24 protein-coding genes and 1 pseudogene are annotated in these 23,035 nt (G+C 66.6%); 5 read left to right on the top strand and 20 right to left on the bottom strand.

All coding sequences use genetic code 11. The annotated features are described in order from the left end of the window. Positions 1-114 precede the first annotated feature (114 nt). The 10 genes from rpsG to MKP08_RS08805 form a co-directional block, all read right to left on the bottom strand. Entirely contained in the window at positions 115-585 is a 471-nt protein-coding gene (gene rpsG, locus MKP08_RS08850) for a 30S ribosomal protein S7 (protein ID WP_215228523.1), read from the bottom strand. A gap of 138 nt (positions 586-723) precedes the next feature. Further along, positions 724-1,095, bottom strand: a complete 372-nt coding sequence (gene rpsL / locus MKP08_RS08845) for a 30S ribosomal protein S12 (protein WP_126175288.1) — start codon at positions 1,093-1,095, stop codon at positions 724-726. A 381-nt stretch (positions 1,096-1,476) separates the two neighbouring features. Next, positions 1,477-2,100 carry an SOS response-associated peptidase gene (locus tag MKP08_RS08840; RefSeq protein ID WP_241553516.1) on the bottom strand — a complete coding sequence of 208 codons (624 nt, stop codon included), beginning with the start codon at positions 2,098-2,100 and terminating at the stop codon, positions 1,477-1,479. A 144-nt stretch (positions 2,101-2,244) separates the two neighbouring features. Next, positions 2,245-2,877, bottom strand: a complete 633-nt coding sequence (locus MKP08_RS08835; RefSeq protein ID WP_241553515.1) for a TadE/TadG family type IV pilus assembly protein — start codon at positions 2,875-2,877, stop codon at positions 2,245-2,247. Continuing rightward, the gene (locus tag MKP08_RS08830) at positions 2,874-3,680 is read right to left on the bottom strand and encodes a TadE/TadG family type IV pilus assembly protein (protein WP_241553514.1); all 807 of its coding nucleotides are present in this window, start codon (positions 3,678-3,680) and stop codon (positions 2,874-2,876) included. The genes MKP08_RS08835 and MKP08_RS08830 overlap by 4 nt, the downstream gene beginning before the upstream one ends. Beyond that, a complete protein-coding gene (locus MKP08_RS08825) occupies positions 3,677-5,194 on the bottom strand; it encodes a Tad domain-containing protein (protein ID WP_241553513.1) in 1,518 nt (505 codons plus the stop codon). Before MKP08_RS08825 ends, MKP08_RS08830 begins: the two co-directional genes overlap by 4 nt. 100 nt (positions 5,195-5,294) lie before the next feature. Then, positions 5,295-6,098, bottom strand: coding sequence for a LysR family transcriptional regulator (locus MKP08_RS08820; RefSeq protein WP_241553512.1), 804 nt, complete (start codon positions 6,096-6,098; stop codon positions 5,295-5,297). 41 nt (positions 6,099-6,139) lie between these two features. Next, positions 6,140-6,562 carry a Co2+/Mg2+ efflux protein ApaG gene (apaG, locus tag MKP08_RS08815; RefSeq protein ID WP_241553511.1) on the bottom strand — a complete coding sequence of 141 codons (423 nt, stop codon included), beginning with the start codon at positions 6,560-6,562 and terminating at the stop codon, positions 6,140-6,142. Positions 6,563-6,692: 130 nt separating this feature from the next. After that, positions 6,693-7,964 (bottom strand): Glu/Leu/Phe/Val dehydrogenase, encoded by a 1,272-nt coding sequence (locus MKP08_RS08810; protein WP_241553510.1) that lies wholly within the window; start codon positions 7,962-7,964, stop codon positions 6,693-6,695. Between the two features lie 60 nt (positions 7,965-8,024). Next, entirely contained in the window at positions 8,025-9,230 is a 1,206-nt protein-coding gene (locus MKP08_RS08805; RefSeq protein WP_241553509.1) for a PLP-dependent aspartate aminotransferase family protein, read from the bottom strand. A gap of 116 nt (positions 9,231-9,346) precedes the next feature. Here MKP08_RS08805 and MKP08_RS08800 point away from each other — a divergent pair, with 116 nt between their 5' ends. After that, a complete protein-coding gene (locus MKP08_RS08800) occupies positions 9,347-10,630 on the top strand; it encodes a phospholipid carrier-dependent glycosyltransferase (RefSeq protein ID WP_241553508.1) in 1,284 nt (427 codons plus the stop codon). A gap of 52 nt (positions 10,631-10,682) precedes the next feature. On the opposite strand, the gene MKP08_RS08795 is transcribed toward MKP08_RS08800, so the two are convergent. From MKP08_RS08795 to MKP08_RS08770, 6 genes are all read right to left on the bottom strand, one after another. Then, positions 10,683-11,771: a glycosyltransferase family 2 protein gene (locus MKP08_RS08795; RefSeq protein WP_241553507.1), complete on the bottom strand. Its 1,089-nt coding sequence runs from the start codon at positions 11,769-11,771 to the stop codon at positions 10,683-10,685. 53 nt (positions 11,772-11,824) lie between these two features. After that, positions 11,825-12,889, bottom strand: coding sequence for a 3-isopropylmalate dehydrogenase (leuB, locus tag MKP08_RS08790; protein ID WP_241553506.1), 1,065 nt, complete (start codon positions 12,887-12,889; stop codon positions 11,825-11,827). 2 nt (positions 12,890-12,891) lie between these two features. Beyond that, the gene (locus MKP08_RS08785) at positions 12,892-13,491 is read right to left on the bottom strand and encodes a recombination protein O N-terminal domain-containing protein (RefSeq protein WP_241553505.1); all 600 of its coding nucleotides are present in this window, start codon (positions 13,489-13,491) and stop codon (positions 12,892-12,894) included. 24 nt (positions 13,492-13,515) lie between these two features. After that, positions 13,516-13,764, bottom strand: a complete 249-nt coding sequence (locus MKP08_RS08780; RefSeq protein WP_241553504.1) for an accessory factor UbiK family protein — start codon at positions 13,762-13,764, stop codon at positions 13,516-13,518. Between the two features lie 38 nt (positions 13,765-13,802). Then, positions 13,803-14,357, bottom strand: coding sequence for a TspO/MBR family protein (locus tag MKP08_RS08775; RefSeq protein WP_241553503.1), 555 nt, complete (start codon positions 14,355-14,357; stop codon positions 13,803-13,805). Positions 14,358-14,444: 87 nt separating this feature from the next. Next, positions 14,445-15,209, bottom strand: a complete 765-nt coding sequence (locus MKP08_RS08770; protein WP_241553502.1) for a TlyA family RNA methyltransferase — start codon at positions 15,207-15,209, stop codon at positions 14,445-14,447. A 34-nt stretch (positions 15,210-15,243) separates the two neighbouring features. Here MKP08_RS08770 and MKP08_RS08765 point away from each other — a divergent pair, with 34 nt between their 5' ends. The 4 genes and pseudogenes from MKP08_RS08765 to MKP08_RS08750 all read left to right on the top strand — a co-directional run bounded on the left by MKP08_RS08765 (position 15,244) and on the right by MKP08_RS08750 (position 19,288). Further along, complete coding sequence (locus MKP08_RS08765; protein ID WP_241553501.1) at positions 15,244-15,804, top strand: hypothetical protein; 561 nt, start codon at positions 15,244-15,246, stop codon at positions 15,802-15,804. A 1,319-nt stretch (positions 15,805-17,123) separates the two neighbouring features. Then, positions 17,124-17,261: pseudogene (locus MKP08_RS14420) on the top strand (PEPxxWA-CTERM sorting domain-containing protein); the annotation flags it as partial. 330 nt (positions 17,262-17,591) lie between these two features. Then, positions 17,592-18,089 (top strand): hypothetical protein, encoded by a 498-nt coding sequence (locus MKP08_RS08755; protein WP_241553499.1) that lies wholly within the window; start codon positions 17,592-17,594, stop codon positions 18,087-18,089. 116 nt (positions 18,090-18,205) lie between these two features. Next, the gene (locus MKP08_RS08750) at positions 18,206-19,288 is read left to right on the top strand and encodes a branched-chain amino acid aminotransferase (RefSeq protein WP_241555578.1); all 1,083 of its coding nucleotides are present in this window, start codon (positions 18,206-18,208) and stop codon (positions 19,286-19,288) included. Position 19,289: 1 nt separating this feature from the next. On the opposite strand, the gene MKP08_RS08745 is transcribed toward MKP08_RS08750, so the two are convergent. The 4 genes from MKP08_RS08745 to MKP08_RS08730 are packed head-to-tail and all read right to left on the bottom strand — an operon-like array spanning position 19,290 to position 23,035. Next, positions 19,290-20,378, bottom strand: coding sequence for an FAD-dependent monooxygenase (locus MKP08_RS08745; RefSeq protein WP_241553498.1), 1,089 nt, complete (start codon positions 20,376-20,378; stop codon positions 19,290-19,292). Next, positions 20,357-21,043, bottom strand: a complete 687-nt coding sequence (locus tag MKP08_RS08740; RefSeq protein ID WP_241553497.1) for a methyltransferase domain-containing protein — start codon at positions 21,041-21,043, stop codon at positions 20,357-20,359. The genes MKP08_RS08745 and MKP08_RS08740 overlap by 22 nt, the downstream gene beginning before the upstream one ends. Next, the gene (locus tag MKP08_RS08735; protein WP_373418081.1) at positions 21,036-22,100 is read right to left on the bottom strand and encodes a type III polyketide synthase; all 1,065 of its coding nucleotides are present in this window, start codon (positions 22,098-22,100) and stop codon (positions 21,036-21,038) included. Before MKP08_RS08735 ends, MKP08_RS08740 begins: the two co-directional genes overlap by 8 nt. A gap of 47 nt (positions 22,101-22,147) precedes the next feature. Beyond that, positions 22,148-23,035: a DMT family transporter gene (locus tag MKP08_RS08730; protein WP_241553496.1), complete on the bottom strand. Its 888-nt coding sequence runs from the start codon at positions 23,033-23,035 to the stop codon at positions 22,148-22,150.

The following is a 23,035-nucleotide window of genomic DNA, read 5'->3' as shown; positions in this document are numbered from 1 at the left end:
TCGAATTTAAAGCAGGGGCTGCCGGTAAGCCTCCCCCATATGGGTATCAGTGTGACCGATTGAAGACGCGGGGACCGCCGGCCGTCGCCGAGCGGCCCCGCTTTGACCGATCTCTTACCAGCGGTAGTGCGAGAAGGCGCGGTTCGCGTCCGCCATGCGGTGCGTGTCCTCGCGCTTCTTCACCGCGTTGCCGCGGTTGTTCGACGCATCGAGCAGCTCGCCCGAGAGGCGCGCCGCCATGGTGGTTTCCGGGCGACCGCGCGCCGCGGTGATCATCCAGCGGATGGCCAGCGCCTGAGCACGCTCAGGGCGGACCTCGACCGGCACCTGATAGGTCGCACCGCCAACGCGACGGCTGCGGACCTCGACCTGCGGCTTGATGTTGTCGAGCGCGGCGTGGAACACCTCGACCGGGTTCGCCTTGGCCTTCGCCTCGACGGTGTCGAGCGCGCCATAGACGATCTTCTCGGCCACGGCCTTCTTACCATCGAGCATCAGGTTGTTCATGAACTTGGACAGCACCAGATCACCGAACTTGGGATCGGGCAGGATTTCGCGCTTTTCCGGGCGACGACGACGTGACATATTTTCTAACTCCTTCGGAGTGGCCGCTCACATCCGTGAGCGTCCTGCGGCACCGGCTCGCTCCCCCACCCGGCCACCCAAATCCTACCCACGTAGGGCCAACCGGGTGGGGGAGCGAGCCGCCGCCGCGCCTAAACCTTACTTCGGGCGCTTGGCGCCGTACTTCGAACGGCTCTGCTTGCGGTCCTTCACACCCTGCGTGTCGAGCACGCCGCGCAGCACATGGTAGCGCACGCCGGGAAGGTCGCGCACACGCCCGCCGCGGATCAGCACCACGGAGTGCTCCTGCAGGTTGTGCCCTTCGCCGGGGATGTAGGTGATGACCTCGCGCTGGTTGGTCAGGCGGACCTTGGCAACCTTGCGCAGCGCCGAGTTCGGCTTCTTCGGGGTCGTGGTATAGACACGGGTGCAAACGCCGCGCTTCTGCGGGTTGGCTTCCATCGCAGGGACCTTGCTCTTGGCCTTCTGCGGTTCGCGGCCCTTGCGGACCAGCTGGTTGATCGTCGGCATATGAGTTCTTTCTCTTCACCGTATGGAGGCGGCAACTAGCGGATCGGGACGGAATGTATCGGTTCGGGCGAGCGCCACGCGGGCGCATCGCGTCGCACACGGTGTTCTCGCACGAGCCTGAAACACTCCACCCTCGGGCCGCACGGCCACCGGGTTACTTTGACGGCTGCCCCGCGCGAGCCCCACCCTGTCAAGCGTGAGGTTCGCCCCAATAGAAAAGAGCCCGACGCGCATCGGCACCAGGCCCCGGGACACCACCGGCAATGTTCAGCTCTATCTACCCGGGGCGGCGCAAGCGCTGCCTCGGATAGGCGCGCACATACGCACTTGTGGGATTCGGGTCAAGGGAGCGGTCGACCGCCCGACCGGAAACGACCGCCGCTACAACAGCGGAGGCTGCGCCGCCCCGCCCGCCCATGGCTCGTCCGTCCGCTCGAGCGTCAGCGGCCCTTCCCACGGGCGGCACAGCGCGCGCGCCGCCTCGGGTTCGCCCGCGGTCCAGATGGCGTAGTCGCTGGCCGACAGGATCACTGGCATCCGGTCATGGCAATCGGCCGCCACGCCGCAGGCATCGGTCATCACCATCGAGTAGCATCGCCCCCACTCGTCACTGTCGCGCCAGATTCCCGCGCAGGCAAACAGCGGCGCGTCGGGCAGCGAGAGCCAGCTGCGCGTTTTGCCCCCGCGCGGCCCCTCCGCCTCCGCCCAAGCGTTAAGCGGGATCAGACAGCGCCGCTCGGCAAAGCTGTAACGCCAGAAAAATCCGTCGAGCTTGTCTGCGCGCGTATTGTTGACCGGCTTGGGCTTCAACGCCTGCCCCTTCGACCCGGTGCGCTGGAGCGGAAAGCCCCAGCTCATCGAGACCAGCGCCCCTTCGGTCACGACCATGCCGGGCGTGCCGGGAAAGACCTCGCCCGCAAAGTTCGCGCCGGCGAGCTGCTCGATCGCCGAGAACCAGTTGGCGACCTCGGCCGTGGTTTTGGTCAGGCGATAGAGATTACACATGGGAACTGTGTAACGGCGTTTGGCTTGGGACGACAGGCTTCGGCCATAGGTGACAGTGCCCAGCCTTACAGGTCGGCTCCGGGCGAAAACACACGCGGCGAAATGCGAGGGGAGGATGCAGGCCCCCTGCCCCCCCGGTTCCGCTCAGCAGGTGAGCGGGGTCAGATTCTGCGTATTGGTGATCGCGTTCTCGGTCCGGTCGCGCACGTTGAACGCGCTTTCGTAGCGGATGATGGGATTGGAGATCACGCGGTCCCAGAACAGCGGCTGGTACTCGTAGGTCGCCTCGACGAAGATCACCGCGGTGCCCGGCCCCGCCGCGATGCGGTGGCTGGGAGCGCCCATGCCGTCCTTCAGCCGGTCGTCGTTCGCACCGGCGCCCTGCCGGCCATAGGCGGGATCGACGTCGAGATCGCCGTAGCAGCGCTGCCACTCGATCTCCTGCCCCTTCCTCGACCCGGTCTTGCCGTTGTCCTGCAGCGAGGAGACGACGACGCGACCGTTGTTCTCGAAGTCGAGGGAGCCGCCGATGGCGGGGACGCCGGCGAACACCTCGTAGATATCCGCCTCGTCCACGCTCTCAGGATTGCGGCCCGCATTGTCGGCGACCGACATCGCGATCTGGCTCGTGCGCAGCTGGGCGATCGTATAATTGGTGGTCTCGATCCCGCCCAGGATCAGCGTCAGGAACACCGGCAGGCCGAGCGCGAATTCGATATAGGCGACACCGCCGGTCGCGCGGCGCAGGCGGGAGAGGAAGGCGGCGGGCGCGATCACGGGCGACCGTTACCGTTACCGTTACCGTTACCGTTACCGCCGCCCGCATTGACGTTCACGCCGATACCGCCGACGCAGACACCCAGGCCCAGCCCGTTGCCGGTTCCGTTGTTGAGCCCCACTGCGAGGCCGTGGCCGTTGCAATTGCCGCCAGAACTGCCCGGGCCGCTCGCTACCGGTTTGCCACACAGGACGGGCGGCGTGACGCGCTCGCCGAAAGGCTGGTTGCGCACCGCTGCCTCCAGGGCCAGCTCGAACTCATCGGAGCCGCCCCACAGCCAGCCACTGTTGAACAGGCGTGGCACGAGCGCATCGACCTGGTAGAAGATGACATCGTCGGGGGAGCCGCGACCCGTCGCGCCCGCGCTCTGGTCGGTATCGTAAACCCCGTTGCCGTTCTCGTCGCGCCAGCAATCGCCGTCATTGGCGTCGAAGCGGCCGTTCTTGTTGACGTCGGTCAGCAGCGGCTCGGCATTGCCGATGCTGGAGAACCTGTAGAAGCTCGTCTGCTTCACATCGATGTCGGCCCCGATCGCGATGCTCCCGATCTGGTCGCGGATCATCTGCTCGACCTGGTCCTCCACCGAATCGCCAGCATAAGCTAGCTCCGGGTTCTGCACGGAGGCCCGGCGCGCGGCGTCGTTCACCGCGCCCTGCATCACCGCGCGGACATAGCTCTGATACCCGAAATCGAGCCCCGCGATGATGACGGTCAGCAGGGGGATCAGGATCAGCGCGAACTCGACGATGGTCGCGCCGCGTTCGTCGCGCGCGATGCGGGAAGGGAACAGGCGCCGGATCATTTGGTCAACCTCAGCCGGCCGATCCCGGCGCCGATATCGGAGAAGACCTGCTCCAGATCGTTACCGTCGCTGTAGAAATAGGTCGCACCGCTGGTCGCGCACTGCTCCACCTCCGGGTTGGGTTTGGTGTCGAGCACGATCACCCACACGGTGATACCCATCGATTTCGCAAGGTTGCAGGTCGCAAGGAAGCGCGCCCGGTGGATCGTGTCGAGAGAACCGCTGCCCCGTACCCGGTTCATCTGCGAGTCCCGGCTGTCCTCGGTATAGCCGTTGGCATTAACCTCCTGCACGCCGTCGGTCATGAACACGATATGCTTGTTGACGACGACGCCGTTGCGTGTGGTCGGATTATCGGCGGCAAAGAACCCGGTGGGGGAGATCAGGCGCAGCCCCCACAGCATCCCGGCATCGTGGTAGGTGTTGCCGCCCACGCGCTGCGTCACCTTGTTGACATCGCTGACGAAGCTGCCCTGATTCGAATAGTTGGTCAGAGGCAGCGCCTCGGACGGGCAACTGTGTCCACCCGGGTCGGCCATCGACTCCGGATCATAGCGACCGAATTGCCGGCTGGTGTCGTCGGGGCCGGTCGCCCGCCGGTCGATGTCGTTGCGCGTCACGGTATCGCGGATCTGGTAGTCGTCTTGGGTGTAGCCCTCGCTCGGTCGCTCCTCGACGCAGGCATCCCCGCTGGTGCGGAAGGCAGTCAGGCTCTGTTGCTCGTCGTTGTTCCTCCCCCATTTCGTATCGCGAATGTTGACCAGGAAATTGCCCACTTCCGTCTTGGAGCCGAAGCAAATGCCCCAGAGCACGAACGCGCACCCCTGGCGCGTAGTCCAGTGATGCTGGTTCTTCACGAAGTCGCTGTTGGAAAGCAGCCGTCCGACATTGGCAGTAACGGAATAAGCCACCATGCCGAAGCGTGTCGTGCCAGGCGAGTCGGCGGCGGCCAGCGATTGGTAGAGCCCCTTCGCGCCGGAACGCAGCCGCACGATCTTCTTCTGGCCGCCGCCCGAGGGTGCCGAATTCATCGATCCGGTCACGTCGAGCACGAGCATGACGTCGTTGTAGCCGAGGTCGCGGCGCGCATCGCAGGCGGCCGATATCGGGATCTGGTCGTATCCGAAGACCGCCATGATGGCAGTGGGCACCTTGGCGCTGGCGTAGCCGAGCAACTGCGCCTTGTCGGTATCGCTTTGCGTAATCTCCAGCGCAGCATCGTCGATGCCATAGATGCCGTCGGGGAAGTTGAACGCGAAGAACCTCTGTCCCTCCGTCTCGTTCGCGGCGGTGAACAGATTGCCGCGCATGGACTGGCGCGCGGCCAGCACACCCGCGTCGCACGCATTCTGCAGCTTCGCCTGCGCCATGTAGCCGATGCCCATGTCGACTCCGCCGCCGATCATCGCGGTCAGCGGCAGCAAGGCGCCAGCGAAGATTGCGAGCGCGTTTCCGCGCACGTCGCGCGCAAGCAGCCCGATCCAATGCGCAAGAATTACACGGAGCCCGGTCATAGGCTCGCGCATATGCCCCAGGAATGCTTACCGCATCGCTAAGAACGTCTGCTCATCCGGCGCTATGGCTATTTCGGCCAGACAACGCTGCGAACCGCCGTCAGGACCCGGTCAGGAAGGCCGTCAGCGTACGCACCTTCTTCTGCCGCCACTGGGGCAGCGGCGCGACCATCCAGTAGGCACGGCGTCCCTCGTCCGGCCCCTCTATCGCGACCAGCTTGCCCTGATCCAGCGCTTCCTCAACCAGCAGATAGGGCAGCACGGCACGACCCAGCCCCGCAATAGCGCTCGACAGCGCCTGCCCGGCATTGCCGACCTGCACCGTCGCCTCCGCTCCTTCCGGCAGCGGCGCGCCGGGCCATGCGATCCATTCGTCGGGCGGATCGCTTTCCTGCCCGGCGGCGACGACCACCACACGGCGCGCGGGCGCAAGCTCCACCCCTTCCAGATCGCCCGGCCCGTCGATCAGGCGGATGGCGACGTCGAGATTGGCTTCGGTGAAATCCGCGTTCTCGTTCTCGACCAGCTGGAAACGGGTGCCGGGACTTTCGGCCCGGAAGGCGGCGAGCCTGGGCGCCAGCCACTGGGCGTAGAATTCGCGCGGCGCGGCGATGGTGTAGCGATCGCTCGCCTGACCCGCCTGCATGTTCTGCACGCTTTCCTCGAACTTCAGGAAGCCTTCGCGCAGCGGCTCCAGCCCCGCGCGCCCTTCCTCGGTCAGTTCGAGGCCCTTGCTGGTGCGGCGAAACAGGACGGTGCCGAGGTGATCTTCCAGCGCGCGGATCTGCTGCCCGACGGCCGCGGGCGTGACCGCCAGTTCGTCCGCTGCGCGGGTGAAGGAGAGGTGCCGCGCCGCCGCGTCATACACACGCAGGGCGTTGAGAGGGAGGTGAGTGCGCTTCATCGGACCCGCGACTTAGGCCGCGCGGGCGCGAACCGCAATATTCAGCCGCGCGCTTCGGGGGCGCGGCTTTCCGCATTGGCCGGTGCGGCCAGGGGGAAGAACGGGATACGCACCTCGAACGGATGGCCGTCCTCGCGGTGGAAGGTATAGAAACCTTCCATCGTGCCGAACGGCGTTTCGAGCGGACAGCCCGAGACGTAATCGTGGCTGCGCCCGGGATTGAGCACCGGTTGTTCGCCGACGACCCCTTCGCCGTCGACATGGCTTACCCGGCCATCGGCATCGGCGATGCGCCAGTGTCGACTGACGAGCTGGACCCGCTCGTGCGAGCCGTTTTCGATCCGGATGTGATAGACCCAGAACCACTTGCCATCGTCCGGGCGGCTCTGTTCGGGCAGATAGTTGGCAACGACCCGAACCGTGATCCCGTCGGTCGTGGCGGCGTGCTGGAACATTTCCTTCATATCGGGCGAGCGTAATCCTTCTGTCTGTCACGGCAAGGTCCAACGCGCACTTTTTCGCGCCACGACCGAACCCGCGGTGAAATTATCGGAAAGCTGTTGCCAATCTGCACGGCCGCGTCGACGCGTCGAGTCACCCGTCCGCGTAATCTTTAGCCAGGCCGCTGGCGGAAATCCCGGCGCACAGACGCTGCAGCGCGCAGCCATGGGCGGCGGTACGCATATCGAGACCGTGCGAATCCATCAGGCGCCGGACGCGGTCGGCGGCGTCGCTGATATGATCTTCCAGATAGGTCTCGACCTCGTGCTCTTTCCATGGCCGCCCTTGGCGACCCTGTACCCATTCGGCATGGCTCACCACCACGCCGCCGCCATTGGCGAGGATGTCGGGCACGACCTCGATACCCGCCTGGCGCAAGGCGTCGTCGGCGGCCGGCAGAATCGGGCGGTTGGCAATCTCCACGATGGCCTTGCAGCCCAATTTCTCCACGTCCTCGGGGCCGCCGATCACTCCGCCGAGCGCGGCAAGCACCAGCACGTCGCATTCCTGCTCCACGATCTTCGCGCCGTCCTTGAGCGAGGAGATACCCTCCCCGGTGAGAGCGGAGACTTCGCCCTTCTCCTCCTTCACCTGCGATAGTCGGTCGATCGGTAGCCCGCCCTTCGCGCGCACCAGACCGGACGAATCGGATACGGCGACGATCTTGTGCCCGGCCTCGCGCGCGGCCTTTGCGAACCAGCTGCCCGCATTGCCGTAGCCTTGCAGGGCGATGGTCAGCGACTGGTTGCCGCCCAGCCCCAGCTTCTCGCGCATGGCTTCCAGCGCGATCATCCCGCCGCGCCCGGTCGCCGGGGTACGCCCGACGATGCCGCCCAGCGAGACCGGCTTGCCGGTGAAGGCGTGCGGTTCGATCCGGCCCACGAGGTCGGAATATTCGCTCACCATCCACGCCATCTCGCGCTCGCCGGTGGCGACGTCGGGCGCAGGGATGTCGCGGTCGGGCGACAGGATACGGGCGAAGGCGCGCACATAGCGCCGGGCCAGCCGCTCGCGCTCCATCGTGGAAAGCTGGGTCGCATCGACCTTCACCCCGCCCTTGCCCCCGCCGAAGGGCAGATCCATCAGCGCGCATTTCATCGTCATCAAGAAAGCGAGGGTCGAGACCTCGTCCTCGCTCACCGTGTGATGGAAACGGATGCCGCCCTTCGTCGGGCCGAGGGTGGAATCGTACCGGCAGCGCCACGCCTTCAGCTGCATCAGCGTGCCGTCGTCGCGGCGCAGCGGGATCGAGGCGGCCAAGGTCTCGCGCGGATAGCAGAGCCGCTCGATCAGTTCGTCCTGCAGGTCCAGCGCCTTCGCGGCGCGATGCATCCGCTCGCGCGCGGCGCTCAACATATCACCCATGTTGGAATTCTCCGGTCTGTTTTGCCCGAAGAATGGCCGAAACCGGCGCTTCGTTCCGGCCTAAAGCCCCGCTGCGGACAATGCGCGGTCGAGATCTTCCTTCAGGTCCTCGATATCCTCCAGCCCGACATTCACCCGCAGCAGCCCCTGGGGAATGCCCATCGCCTGCCGCTCGTCCTCGTTCATGGCGGCGTGGGTGGTGCTGGCCGGGTGGCACATCAGGCTGCGCGCATCGCCGATATTGTTGGAGATATCGACCAGTTGCAGCGCATCGAGGATCGCGTGCGCCTGCTCGCGCCCCTCGACCTCGAAGCTGAAGATCGGGCCGGTCGCGCGCATCTGCTTCATCGCGAGGTCGTGGCGCGGATGGCTGGCAAGGCCGGGATGGAGCATCCGCTTGACCCTGGGTTCGATCATCCGGCCGAGCGCGACCGCGTTCTCGCTCTGCTTCATGGCGCGCAGTTCCAGCGTTTCGAGGCCCTTGAGCACGACCCAGGCATTGAACGGCGACAGGTTGGGCCCGGTGTTGCGCTGGAACGGCAGCAGCACCTCGTCGATCCACTCCTTCGTCCCGCACACCGCACCGGCGAGCACCCGGCCCTGCCCGTCCATCAGCTTGGTCGCGGAATAGGCGACCACGTCGGCCCCGAACTCCATCGGTTTTTGCAGCACGCTGGTGGCGAAGGCGTTGTCGACGATGGTGGTGACGCCATGTGCCTTCGCGACGCCGCAGACATGTTCCAGATCGACCACGTCGAGCGTCGGATTGGCCGGCGTTTCGAAGAAGAACACCTTCGTGTTGTCCCGGATCGCCGCCTGCCAGGCGTCGTTGTCCGCGCTGTCGATGACCGTCGTCTCGATCCCGAAGCGCGGCAGGAGTTGGTCGACCAGCCAGCGGCATGACCCGAAGGCGGCGCGCGCAGCGACGCAGTGATCGCCCGCCGACAGGCTCGCCAGCAGCGCGGCGGTCATCGCCGCCATCCCGCTCGCTTGCGCCCGGCACGCCTCGGCACCTTCCATCAGTGCGATCCGCTCCTCCAGCATCGCGACGGTCGGGTTCTGCAACCGGGAATAGGTCATCCCCGGTTCCTCGCCCGCGAAGCGCGCCGCGGGGGTCGCCGCATCGTCGTAGGTATAGCCCGAGGTGAGGAAGATCGCCTCGCTCGTCTCGCCATGGTCGGACCGCCAGGTGCCGCCCCGCAGGGCCTGCGTGGCGGGGCGCCAGTTCTGCGTGATGGAACGGTCGGTGCCGGTGTCTTTCTTCATGCGGCCCGCTTACGGAACGCGCCCGTCGCTGGCAACGGTGGCGACGAAGTGCCGTGCGTCTGCAAAGCGCCAGAAAGCTGTTGTGGTCGGGCCGCTCTGCCCATAATCGTGCGGCGATGAACCAGCCCCGTTTCGGCGCGCGCGACCCGCTGATCATCCTCATCCTGCTGACACTCGCTTTCGCCGGACTGTGCGCCATCCGGCTGGATTTTCCGGCGAAGCTGTATTTCGACGAGGTCCATTACATTCCGGCCGCGCGCCAGATGCTGGCAGGGACTGCTTGGAAGAACGCCGAGCATCCGCCGCTGGCGAAGGAGATCCTGGTCGGCCTGCTCGCCCTGTTCGGCGATCGCCCGCTGGCATGGAGGATCGGGCCGCTTATTGCCGCCAGTCTGACGCTGTTCGCCTTCAGCCGCGCATTATGGCTCGCAAGCCTGCGCCGGGCGGCGACCATCATGTTCGCCCTGCTGCTGGCGACCGGCTTCATCCTGTTCGTGCAGGCGCGCATCGCCATGCTCGACATGTTCATGGTCGGTTTCGTGGCACTGGCGACGTGGCAGTTCGCCGCCGCGCTGCGCCATCCGCAGCGCGGGCGCACGCATCTCGTCCTTACCGGGATAGCGATGGGTGCCGCCCTCGCCTGCAAGTGGAACGCGGGGCCGCTCGTCGCGCTGCCGGGGCTCACGTTCCTGGTCTGGCGGGGCTGGACGGCGCGCCACCGGCTGCTGTTCGCGCGCGAGGGCGGACCCGTGCCCGGCGTCTCGCTGATAGAGGCGGGCGTGTGGCTGGGCCTGCTACCGATTGCGGTCTATGCGGCGACCTTCATCCCGGCGCTGTGGTTCGCGGGCGGCCCCTTCACGCACGGCAATTTGTTCGAAGTGCAGAAATGGATGGTTGAGCTGCAGGAAAGCGTACGCAAGCCGCATCCCTACCAGAGCCAGTGGTACCAGTGGGTCACCGATTCGCGCGCGATCTGGTATCTGTACGAGAAGATCGACGGGGCGCAGCGCGGAGTGATGCTGATCGGCAATCCCTTCACCATGCTGGCTGGATTGCCGGCAGTGCTCTGGTGCGCCTGGGCCGGCTTTTTCCGCAAGCGGGCGGACGCGCTGGCGGTGTTCGCGCTCTATGCCGTCGCCATCGGCACCTGGATCGTCGCGGCCAAGCCGATCCAGTTCTACTACCACTATTTCCTGCCGAGCTGCTTCCTGCTTGCCGCGCTGGCGCTGGCGCTCGACGCGCTATGGAACCTGCGGCGGCGCTGGGCGCAGGGCGCGGTGCTGCTGGCGATGGCCGCAAGCATCGGCCTGTTCGCGTGGTTCTACCCGATCCTGAGCGCCGCACCGCTCCACAAGAAGAACGCGTTCACGGATTACGCCTGGTTCAAGGAATGGAAGTGATCGGGCGCCATCGACGGTAGACGGTACCGGCAACCGATTGGGCGTAACCCGCCTAGAACTTGCCCCAGACGAAGCGGCTCGACAGCGCGTAGTTCCAGACCGAACCGATCACGATCCCCGCCAGCGCGGCGAGCACCCAGTGAAAGCCGCGCGCCTGCAACAGCGTAGCGATGGCGACATTGGCCATCGCGCCGACCAGGCAGGTGACGATGAACCCGGCCCACCCCCGCACGAAGGCGCTCACCCCCGCCAGCCGCTTGTCGCGATAGGTGAGCCAGTTGTTGAGCCAGAAGTTGAACGACATCGCGATGAAGGTCGCGATCGTGGTCGCAAGTGCAAAGCCTTCGCCCGCGAACCGGAACAGCAGCGTCAGCACGGTCAGGTGAACTGCCACGCCCAGCGCCCCGACGGTCCCGAACAGGGCGAAGCGGGTCGGAACGAAGCGACCGAAGGCACGGTCGTAGAGCCCGATCAGGAACTCGAACGCCACCGCTCGGTCCAGCTTGCTTTCGCCCTCGCGGCGGCAGGCGAACTGCATCGGCACTTCCTTGACCTTCAGCGCGACCGGTGCCGCGGCGAGGATGTCGAGCAGGATCTTGAACCCGATGCCGGACAGATTGGGGGCGAGCTCGCGAACCTTTGCCGCCTCGATCACGAAGAACCCGCTCATCGGATCGGCCAGTTCTACGCCGGTCATCTTGCGCGCCAGGCGATTGGCGAGGTCCGACCCCTTCTCGCGCCGGGCGCTGGACAGGCCCGCCGCACTGCCGCCTTCGACGAAGCGCGAGGCGACGGCGACCTCGTATTCCCCGCCGCGGACATGGGCGAGCATCTCGGGGATCAGCGCTGGGTCGTGCTGATGGTCGGCATCCATCACCGCGACGTAAGGCGCGGCGGTGGCACAGGCCCCCTCGATCACGGCAGAAGCGAGGCCTCGCCTGCCGATCCGCTGCACCGCGCGCATACGCGGGTCGGTCCGGCTCAGCCGACGCGCCTCCTCGGCGGTGCCATCCGGACTGTCGTCGTCGACCACGATCGCTTCCCAGGCGATATCGCCGAGAGTCTCGTGAAGCCGGTCGAGCAGGGGGGCGAGATTGCCGCGCTCGTTCAGCGTCGGCAAAATGATGGCGAGTTCGATCACGCGCGCGCCTTTAGGGTCAGCGCAGGTTACTGGCAATCGCCAGTTGACGTGGGTCAACCAACGAGGCGTCCGACCACCGCATCCCCCAGCCGTTCGGTCGATGCGTCTCCGCCCAGATCGAAGCCGCGCAGCCCATCCGCCAGCGTGTCGGCGACCGCTTTCTCCACGCTCCGCGCATCGTCTTCGCGGCCCAGCGAGTGGCGCAGCAGCATGGCGGCGGAAAGGATCGCGGCGAGCGGGTTTGCCCGGCCCTGCCCGGCAATGTCGGGCGCGCTGCCGTGGATCGGCTCGTAAAGTCCGAAAGTGCCGTGCGCGGTGCGGCGTTCGCCCAGGCTGGCGCTGGGCAGCAACCCGATCGAGCCCACGCACATGCTTGCCTGATCGGACAGGATGTCGCCGAACAGATTGCCCGTCACGATCGTGTCGAACTGGCCGGGCGCGCGAACCATCTGCATCGCGGCGTTGTCGACATAGAGATGATCGAGCTCGACATCGGGGTAATCGACAGCGACCTCGCAGACCACGTCGCGCCAAAGCTGGCTGGTTTCGAGGACATTGGCCTTGTCCACGCTGGTGAGGCGGCCCGATCGCCCGCGCGCCGCGGCGAAGGCGACATGCGCGATCCGCCGTACCTCCCCCTCGGCATAGGACATCCGGTCCCACCCTTCGCGCTGTCCGTCGGTCCGGGTATGCGTACCCTTCTCCCCGAAATAGACGTCGCCGTTGAGCTCGCGCACGATCAGCATGTCGATCTCGCGCGCGATTTCGGGCCGCAGGCCGCTCATGTTCTCCAGCCCGCCAAAGGTCGTCGCGGGGCGCAGATTGGCGAACAGGCCGAGTTCGCTGCGCAGGCCCAGGATCGCCTGTTCGGGCCGATGCTCGCGCGGCAGGTCGTCGCAGGCGGGATCGCCGACCGCGCCGAACAGCACTGCGTCCGCTTCGCGCGCCATGGCGAGGGTTTCTTCGGGCAGAGGATGGCCGTGGCGGCGATAGGCCACGGCACCGACATCGCCTTCGAACAGGGTCAGGCCGGGCAGATCGAGCGTCTCCAGCACGCGCACCGCCTGCCGGGTCACTTCGGGCCCGATCCCGTCGCCTCCGAAAACCGCTATCTTCATCGCTACCCGTCCATTCTTGCGAGGCGCGCCACCAGCCGCTCGCGCGCGGCCATCGTGTCGCTCGCCCGGTCGGCTAGCAGATGGCGGGCGAGCGGTTCGGCCAGTTTTTCCATCGCCGCCAATACCTCGGCTAGCGTGCTCGCCGCGGGCCGCGTGCCCCCATAGCCGAGCTCGCGCAGCAACAGCGCTTCGTAAGCCACCAGCGCGGGTGCCCAGCCCCGGGCGGAAGGTGCGGCGCAGATGGCGTCGAGCAGAGCCGAAAGCGCGCTATGCAGCGCGGGATAGGCATTGCGTTCGGGCAGGGTCGCGGCGGTGAGCGCAGTGACCCAGCCGATCGCCGCGGCGGGCAAGGGTTCGCTCAGCCAGGGTCCGCGCGACTGGGTGAGTTCGAGTTTGGCAAAGGGGAGCTGGCTGTCGGACCGGGCGCGAAGGTCTGCCTCCACCATATTGCCCGGCAGCACGACGGGCCGCATCCGGCGGCCTCGCGCGCCCGCGACATAGGCCGCCACGACGCCAGCCTCCTCGGTGAACAGCCGCGCGATCGCGGCGGTCTCGCCATGCGAGCGCGTCGCCAGCACGATGGCGGGTGCCCTCAGCTGCACGGGATCATCGTCCCGGCTGGCCGGTCAGAGCTTGTGCTTGGCCTCGAGCGCGGTCACGCGGGCGGCCAGCGCCTCGCTGTCCTCGCGCGCCTTGGCGGCGATGGCCTTGACCGCCTCGAATTCCTCGCGGCTGACGAAGTCGAGCCCGCCGAGCGTTTCCTTGACCCGCTCGCGCGCGCTCTCGCGCGCCTCGCGGGTCATCCCGGCAAAGGTGCCCGCGGCACCGTTCACGAGCTTAACGAAATCGGCGATCATGGGGTTCTGGCTCTGCATACCGGCCTAAATGTGGCGCGCGGGCGGAATTGGCAAGATCAGATCGCGATCCGCTGCGCCGCCCCGCTGGACGAGGCACCGTCGGCCTGCGGATTGAGGGCCAGGATCTGGTAGTTGAGCACGCTGGCGAAGCACACCCAGGCCAGATAGGGCACCAGCAGCACGGCGGCCGCCCGCCGCACCCGCCAGAACAGCACAATGGTCGCAACGATCGCGATCCCCATCGCGACGATCAGGATCAGCGCGGCGGTGATCTGGTGCGCGGCAAAAAACAGCGGGCTCCACGCCAGATTGAGTGCGAACTGCACCACGAAGGCAAAGATCGCCGCGGTCCGACCCCGCGCGCCCCACGCGTTGCACACCAGCGCCAGCGCCAGACCCATCAGGACGTACAGCACGGTCCAGGCGATGGGAAAGAGGATCGGCGGGGGATAGAGCGCCGGCTTGTCGAGCGAGGCGAACCACGGGTTGCCAGCGCCATTGCCCGACGCGGCCCCCGACAGCAGGCCGAGCAGGACGACTGCGGGAATGCACAACAGGGCCCAGCGGATGAAGCTGGCGCGCAGTTGCCCGCGCGAGGCCAGACGCGACATTGAACCTCCTCGATAAAGGGGCATTCATGCGACCTATTCGCACCAGCACCTAGATTGCGGCGCACGCGCGCGCAACCGGCAGACGCACTATTCCCCGCCGCATTCGCCTCCACCATCGCCGCGATGCGCGGCGACCAGGAATTCGACATTGCCTTCCGGCCCGGTGATCGGGCTTTCCACCACGCCATCGACCGTCCAGCCGCGATCCGCCAGCCAGGCGCACACCTCGTCGCAGACGCGCGCGTGCAAGGCCGGGTCGCGCACCACTCCGCCCTTGCCCACCTCCTCGCGCCCGACCTCGAACTGCGGCTTGATCAGCGCGACGAGGCGGCATCGGGGCGCGGCCAGCTCCAGCGGACGCTCCAGCACCTTGGTGAGGCCGATGAAGCTCGCATCGCACACCACCCAGTCGCAGGGCCGGTCGATCTGCTCTGTGGTCAGAATACGCGCGCTGGTCTGTTCCAGCACCGTCACGCGCTCGTCCTGCCGCAGCTTCCACGCAAGCTGGTTGGTGCCCGAATCGACCGCGAAGACATGGGCCGCGTCCTTCTGCAGCAGCACGTCGGTAAACCCGCCGGTGGAGCTGCCGATATCCATCGCCACCGCGTCCGCGGGATCGAGCCCGAAATGTTCGATCGCGTGCGCCAGCTTGATCCCCCCGCGCGAGACCCAGGGATGGTCGCGCCCGCGCACTTCCAGCGGCGCGTCCTCGGGCAGCTGGTGGCCCGGCTTCGCCAGCTTGCTTTCGTTGGAGAACACCAGCCCCGCCATCACCAGCGCCTGCGCACGGGTGCGGCTTTCCGCCAGACCGCGGGAAACGAGCAACTGGTCGATACGGATCTTCTTCGCCATGGACCCCATCGCGGTTAGCGCGCATTACATCCCCATGCAAAGCAACCGAACGCCGATCCGCTCCATCGCCCTGCGCCTCGCCCCCGCGATCGCGCTGACGATCGGGCTCGCCGCCTGCGCGCCCACGCCGCAGCGGGTGGAGCAGACCCCCACGCCCCCGCCTCCCCCGCCCCCGGTTACCGTGACGGTGCCCACGCCCAGTTTCGACAACTGGATGGACGCGCCCCAGACGCCGGGCGACTGGCGCTACGCCCAGGACGGCAGGAAGCCCTATGCCGTATTCGGCGCGCGCGGCGGGACCGGGCAATTCGCCATCGAGTGCGACCGCGCGGCCGGATCGATCGCGCTGGTCCGGGCGGGCAGCGCCGGTGCAGCGGTTCCCATGCAGGTGCGCACCGAAACCGCCGACCGCGTGGTGCAGGCCCAGCCCATTCCCGGCACAGGTCGCGTCGCGGCGACGCTCAACGCGCGCGACCCGCTGCTGGATGCGATGGCTTTCAGCAAGGGGCGCTTCGCGATCGAGGTCGCGGGATTGCCCACGCTCTACCTCCCCGCCTGGGCGGAAGTGAGCCGGGTGATCGAGGACTGTCGGTAAGGAGGATCGCGAGGCGCGCGCAAACCCGCGCACCGCATTCGATCAATTCTGACGTTGGAAAACTTTTATTCAGGCCTTGTTTTCGCAGGCCGCACGAATCACAAAGGGGATGAGATCGGCGGCGAACGACGATTTCAACCCCCGGTGATACGGCGGGTTATGGCTCTACAGCGCGAAAGGAGGTGATCCGATGTCTCATGGTTCAGCAGAGAGGTCGGCAAGTTTCCGCACGGAGCACTATCGGTAGGATCCTATCGATAGAGGCACCGTGAGCGGCACTTCCTGGCCGCTGACCATGCGAAGGCCAGTCTCCCCCAAGGCATCGAGCCGGGCGCGGAGGCTGGCCTTCTCATTTTGGGGTTGTGGCGAACCGGCCTTGAGCGCCCAATTCTGTCGTCCCGCCACTTTCGAAGCGATGCCGAAAGCGGCCGTTCGCTTATCCCGTTCGGCGAGATTGCGCGAACAGCCGACACAGTGCGCAAAGCCGTCCAGGGAGACGACGCTCGCGCCATCGCACACTGCGGTCGGAGAATCGAAAGCGAACGCCGTACCTATGCCATCCGAGCGGGGGGCCACCCACAAGATTGACGATCAACCGATCCGAGCAAAAGATGCGATGAACGTGGTCATCTCAAGGCGGCCATCGCGCCTCGCGGCAGACGATAGGGCTGCCGTGCGCTGAGCCCTGCGTTCAAGTAGTGCGATTACGATCAGGCGGAGCTTGTTCCATATCGGGATCTTTTCCCTAAAAGTTCCGCAAAACTATCGTGAAAATAGTGTTAATAGTGAGCTGGCCCTCGTATACTCGGCGTGATTCCGGGAGGGCGCACCGAGAATCCCGTTAAGTCTTGTCTTTTGGAGCGATCACCCAGGCGGGTAGGCTCGATGTTTGAGAGGGAATAATGAACAAAAAGTCTCTTTTTGCCGCAACCGCGGCTGCACTGCTCGGTACGACATCCGCCCATGCGGCCCCTATAGTCTGGACGCTGCAAGGCGTAACCTTCACGGACGGAGGAACTGCGAGCGGGACGTTTTCCACGGATTCCGAAACAGGCTCGCTGCTCTCCTTCGACATCACGACGACCGCAGCGTCTGCTCTGGGAGGCTTCACCTACGATGCGATGACCAGCACCGTGATAGCGCAAAACGCCTTAGGTCCGAACTCATTCTACATCGGCAACAAAGCCACATATAATAAACCCTACCTCAGCCTTGGCTTCATGTCGTCGCTGGCATCGGTGGGTACAAATGTACTGGACACCGCCAGGTCTTACGAATGCGACAACTGCTCTCCATATCGCTATGTCAGCGCCGGGAGCGCTATCGCAGCTAGTGGTGGCGTCCCCGAGCCGGCCACCTGGGCTCTCCTTATACTCGGTTTTGGTGCGATCGGCGGGGTTATGCGTCGGCAGGGCGCGAAGGTTGCGAGGGTGCGGTCCTCTCTCAGCTTCAGCTAGGTTGATACCGGAGCGTCGCGGTCTTCTTCCGCGACGCTCTGCTGCCTCAGGCGGCGTGGAGACCTTGGGGTCGTTTGCCGCCATCGCCGAGAAACCGGCCCGCCGGACCTTCGTCGGCTATCTCTCTTCAGACGCCGACAATCGCAAAACCGCCCATCTGCGCCCGTAGCGTCGCCCCGGACTTGATCCGGGGCCGGTGCTCGATTTGCACCGAGATATCTCAACTCGACGTCGCTCGGGAAGAAGCACCGGCCCCGGATCAAGTCCGGGGCGACGGGTTGGCGGTCTATTAACTTTCCTACTCCGCCGAAAAATGCCTTCTCACGGTGGATGAAGCACTATTTTGCCCGGCCGCCGCGCGATCGCGCGCCACCGCTCGCCATTCCGCCCTTCCACGCCGCGCCGGTACGGTTGCGGGCGGACGGGTGGACGCCGTTGCGGCAGGCGGAGTTCATCGGGCATCTGGCGCAGACGCGCTCGGTCGCGCAGGCGGCGCGCCGCGTCTCGATGGCGCGCGAGAGCGCCTATCGCCTGCGCGCGCGTGCCGGATCGGAAGGGTTCGTGGCGGCGTGGGACGCGGCGCTGGCCAGCACCGGAACGCCGCGTGGCCGAGAGCGGCTGGCTGCCGCGCTGGAGGCGGCGCACGCGGCCTTGCGCCCCTCTTGGAAAGTCACACTCGCACAGCTCGAATGGCGCATCGAGACCGGCATATGGCAGGTCGTCCTGCACGCCGGGCGTTATGCCGGGGTCCGACAGAAACCGGATAATTCCGCGCTTTTCGCGGTGCTCGCCCGGACGCGCCATGCCGAAGAAGGGGCAACGGGATGAGCGAAGGTCACACTTTTCAAACGCGCGGTTCGCGTTCCATCGTGTTGGACGATCAACCGCCGCTCCGCACCACCTCGCCCCTTGCCCCGCGCCCCGCCGCGGATTACGCCGCCGCCATGGACTTCGAGCACATTCCCCACCCCGCGCCGGTACCGGGCGAAACCCGCGACCAGGCGATCGCCGATCCGGGCTTCGGCAGCGTCTTTACCGATCACATGGCGATCATCGAATACGACGCGAACGATGGCCGTGGCTGGCATTCGGCCCGCATCGCACCGCGCGAACCGCTCAGCCTCGATCCCGCGGCGGCAGTGCTGCATTATGCGCAGGAAATCTTCGAAGGGTTGAAGGCGTACAAGCAGGCGGACGATAGCCTCGCACTGTTCAGGCCGGAGGCGAACGCGCGCCGGTTCCGGGACAGCGCACGGCGGCTGGCCATGCCCGAACTGCCCGAAGAGCTGTTCCTCGAATCGCTGCGGCGGCTGGTGGAGGTCGATCGCGCCTGGGTGCCGACCGTACCGGGCGGCTCGCTCTATCTGCGCCCCTTCATGTTCGCGGACGAAGCGTTTCTGGGCGTGCGCCCGGCGAAGAAATACAAGTATCTCGTCATCGCCAGCCCGGCGGGCAATTATTTCAAATCCGGCGCGCCGGCGGTGAAAATCTGGGTCAGCCAGGATTATGTCCGCGCCGCGCCCGGCGGCACCGGGGCGGCGAAGACCGGCGGAAATTATGCCGCCTCGCTGGTGCCGCAGGCCGAGGCGATCGAGAAAGGCTGCGACCAGGTCGTGTTCCTCGACGCGGTGGAGCGCAAGTGGATCGAGGAACTGGGCGGCATGAACCTGTTCTTCGTGTTCGACGACGGCAGCGTGGTGACGCCCCCGCTGACCGGTACGATCCTGCCCGGCATCACCCGCGACAGCCTGCTGACGCTGCTGCGCGAGCAAGGGCTGACCGTGCGCGAGGAGCCCTATTCGCTGGACCAGTGGCGCGCCGATGCCGAGAGCGGGAAGCTGGTCGAGACCATGGCCTGCGGCACCGCGGCGGTCGTCACCGCCGTGGGCACGGTCGCGCAACCGGACGGCGAGTTCACCATCGGCAGCGGCGGTCCGGGCCAGCTGACCACAAAGCTGCGCGAGCGGCTGGTCGGCATCCAGAAGGGCGCGGTCGACGACACCCATGGCTGGGTGACGCGGCTCTAGGTCAGTCGATCCGCGATAGCCGCATCGCCAGCCCGGCGCTGGCGGGCAGGAGCTTCGCCATGGTTGCCAGCGCAAGCGCGCCGGTCGGGTTCTCGGCAAGATGCCACACCAGGCTAGCCGCGCCGACGGGTCGCCGGGAGCGCCGGGCGAAGCCGCGCTGGAATTGCGGCGCGCTGCGGCCCGAAAGGTAGGCTTCGCCCGCCGCGATCCCGCTGGCGATGGCGATGCTCATCCCCTCGCCCGCAAGCGACGGAATGACCGCCGCCTGATCGCCGAGCCGGTAGAGGCCGGGCTGCGTCTCGGTCGCGATCCAGCCGTAGGGGACGGAGCCGATGGTATCGATGGGCAGCCCCGCCGGTGCGCCCGCCATGCGCTCGGCGAACGCCGGGTAATCCGCCGCCAGCCGGTCGAGCAGGGTGCGCGGGTCGCCGCCCGCCCCGGCCAGCAGCGACTTCCGCACCGCGAGACAGACATTGGCGCTGCCGCCCTCCTGCAACACGATCCCGGCATAGCCGCCGTCGAAGAAATGCAGCTCGATCGCCCCGGCGAGCAGATCGTGCAGCCGCTCACTGCCGGGCAGGCGGATACGCAGTCCGAGCGCCGGATCGTCGCCCTGGCGCGGGCGGCGTTCCCCGCGCACATCGTGCTTGCCCGTGGCGAGGAAGATCGCGTCGGAACACCATTCCCGCCGCTCGCCCTCGATCCGGCCGGGTGCCAGGCCCCGCGCGCGATCGATCTCCAGTCGCGCGCCCGAAGCCAGAGCCATCTGGCGCAGTGCGGTGTCGAAGGCATGGCGCGAGAGGCCGAATGCGGTCGCGGGCAATCGCGCGTCTGCCTGACGCTCGCCCGCGAACAGTCGCAACCGCCCGACCCGGTGCGCGCCCAGCGCGGGCAGATCGATGCCGAGGCCGCGCAGGCTCTGCGCCGTACGCCAGCTCATGAAGCCGCCGCACAGCGCGTCGCCTACTCTCTCGTCCCGGTCGATCAGCACCGGCTCCGCCCCGCCCCGCGCCAGCACGATGGCGGCGGCGCAGCCGGCAGGTCCGGCGCCGAGGATCAGGGGCGCGGTCAGCGCAGCTTCTCCACGCACAGGCGAAACGGAAAGGCGCGGAACACCCGCGCCCCCGTCGCCCCCGCCTCCGCCAGCAAGGGCGGCCATTCCGCAGGGCGGTAGGAACGCGCGATGCTCATCTGCCCGTCATGGCGCACAATATCGTGCCAGCCGAAAATCCGCGCGAGCAACGGATAGCCATGATAGGCAAAACCGTGGCGATGGAGGTCGTTGACCAGCCAACCCGCGCGCGCTTCGCCGTCCATGAAGCGCAGGAAGGAGACGAGCTGAGCATGGGTCATATGATGCGCGACGAGGCTGGAGACGACGCAGTCGAACCCCTCGCCCGCCAGATCGGCATAGTCGCCCGCCCGGTACTCTATTCCGCTGCCGGGATCTGTCCGCGCCTGCGCGATGGCGACGCTCTTGGCGTTCAGGTCGATGCCTACGAGCCGCGCCGCGACGCCGCGCCGAACCGCCCAGCGGCGTATGATGCGCAGCATATCGCCATCACCGAAGCCGACATCGAGGAGGGTGAAATGGTCGCGCCGTCCCACCGCTCGGTCGAGAAAGGCAAGCGTAGGGCGCGCGGCCATGGTGACCCGGTTGACCTTGGCCAGGTCACGTAACACGGCGTCGTAGATCTCCGGCACAAGTGCCGGATCATCCATCAGTTCCTCGGCGATGAGGCGGCGCTCAAGCATCCACTCGGCCGAACCGGAAGCCTTCCATCGCGAGACCCGGGCCGAAGGCAAGCGCGATGCCGCTAGCGGGCATCTCACGCAGCATCCGCCCCATCACGAACATCAGTGTAGAGGACGACATGTTCCCGAAATCGCGCAGGACCGCGCGCGATGCCTGCAGCTGGGCCGGATCGAGCTCAAGGCCACGCTCCACCGCGTCGAGGATCGAGCGACCGCCCGCGTGAACGGCAAAGGCTTCGGGTTTGGGACCGGTCCCGAGAATACGCCGCCGCACCGCCGTATCCGATAGGGCTGCGGCGATGCGATTGGGTACCTCCCCGGACAGATGCATCTCGAACCCGGTGTCGCCGATGCGCCAGGTTATCAGGGCCTCGCTTTCCTCAAGCGCGGCGGAAATACCCTCGCCCAATTCAAGGCCCGGCCCCTCGGCGGTGACGATCGCCGCGGCAGCTCCGTCGCCGAACTGCGCGCCCGCCAGCAGCGGCTCGATCTCGACCCGGTTCTGATGATGCAGGGTCGAGAGTTCGACCGTCACCACCAGTACCCGCGCATCTGGCTCCGAACGGACAATATGGCGCGCGGTGCGCAATGCGGTGACCGCGGCATAGCAGCCCATGAAGCCGATCAGCACGCGCTCGACATCGTCGGGCAGGCCCAGGCGACGCGCGATGATCTGGTCGATACCGGGGGCCACGAAGCCGGTGCAGCTTGCCACCACGATGTGCGTGATATCGCCCAACCGATCGAGCTTCGCAATCGCGCGCAGTGCCAGATCCGGCGCCTCCCGCTCGTAGATAGCCATCCGACTTGCGGTCGAGGGAGCGGCGGCCGAGTAATAGCCTTCCCCCCGGTCAAGCTTGGCGTCCTCCGCACTTAATACCGACCAGCGATGCTCGATGCCCGAACGCTCGGCCATGCGCTCGTAAACCTTGGCCTCCCGTCCCTCGCCCAGCTGGCGCATGGCCCAGCCGCGATAATCCTGCTCGAAATCGCAGTCGGGTACGGCGGTGGCTAGATCGGTAATACGCGCGGTCATGGAATGGGGGGTCTCGGCCATCGGGGTACGCACTAAACGCGGGAAGCGCGCGATCGCTCCCTTAGCGGCTACAACCGGGGCCGGACGAGGAACTGCTTCGGCATGACCTGGCTGGGGCGCAGCACGATCACCGCCACACCGGCGACAGCAATTAGTCCGCCGATGATGAGCGGCCATCCGATGGCATCCCCCGTAATCGATGCGCCCAGCCCCACCGTCATCAAGGGACACAACAGCGTAAACGGCACGATCATGTTCGCCTCGTTGTGCTGGAGCAGGCGGTAATAGAGCGAATGCGCACCGACCGAGGTGACAAGCGCGGCATAGAGCAGGCACGCCGTCGCTTCCCACGGATGGGTGGCGAGCGAAGCGAACTGCTCGCCCTCTGTCGCCAGTGTCAGCGGCGTGAGAACGATGGTGGACGCGACTGCCGCCCACGCCTGCAACCGCACGGAGTCGATCTCGACCCGTTTAACGAAAACGGATCCCAGCGCGCCGACGATGGCCGACAAGCCTACCCAGCCTAGGCCGGAACCGTTCGCCCAGCCGGATGGCGAGGCGACGGCGATCCCCACACCGACGAAGGCAAGCACGATCCCGCCGGCCCGCCGCCAGCGAACCCGCTCCTTCAGGATCAGGATCGCGAACAGCACGGTCAGCGGCGCCCCCGACAGGCTGACGATCCCCGCGGCCGAGGGACTGGCGGTTTTGAGCCCGACGAAGAGCAATGCGAACGAACCGCCGCTGATGGCGAGCCCGACCAGCATCACGCGAAGGAGCCCTTGGGGTACCGGGCGCAGCAGCGGCGCGAGCGCGGCCACCACGATCACCGAACGCAGCAAGGCGTAGAACAGCGGCGGGATTCCCAGATCGCCCACCGCCAGCTTGCTGACCACCACATTGGCGGCCCAGATCAGATTGACGAGGAACAGTAGTGCGATCGTACGGAATGACAT

This window comes from Erythrobacter sp. LQ02-29 (genome assembly GCF_022576075.2).
Lineage (GTDB): Bacteria > Pseudomonadota > Alphaproteobacteria > Sphingomonadales > Sphingomonadaceae > Alteriqipengyuania.
Note: the sequence above shows the minus strand (reverse complement) of the source record. Positions and strands in the feature narration are given on the sequence as shown.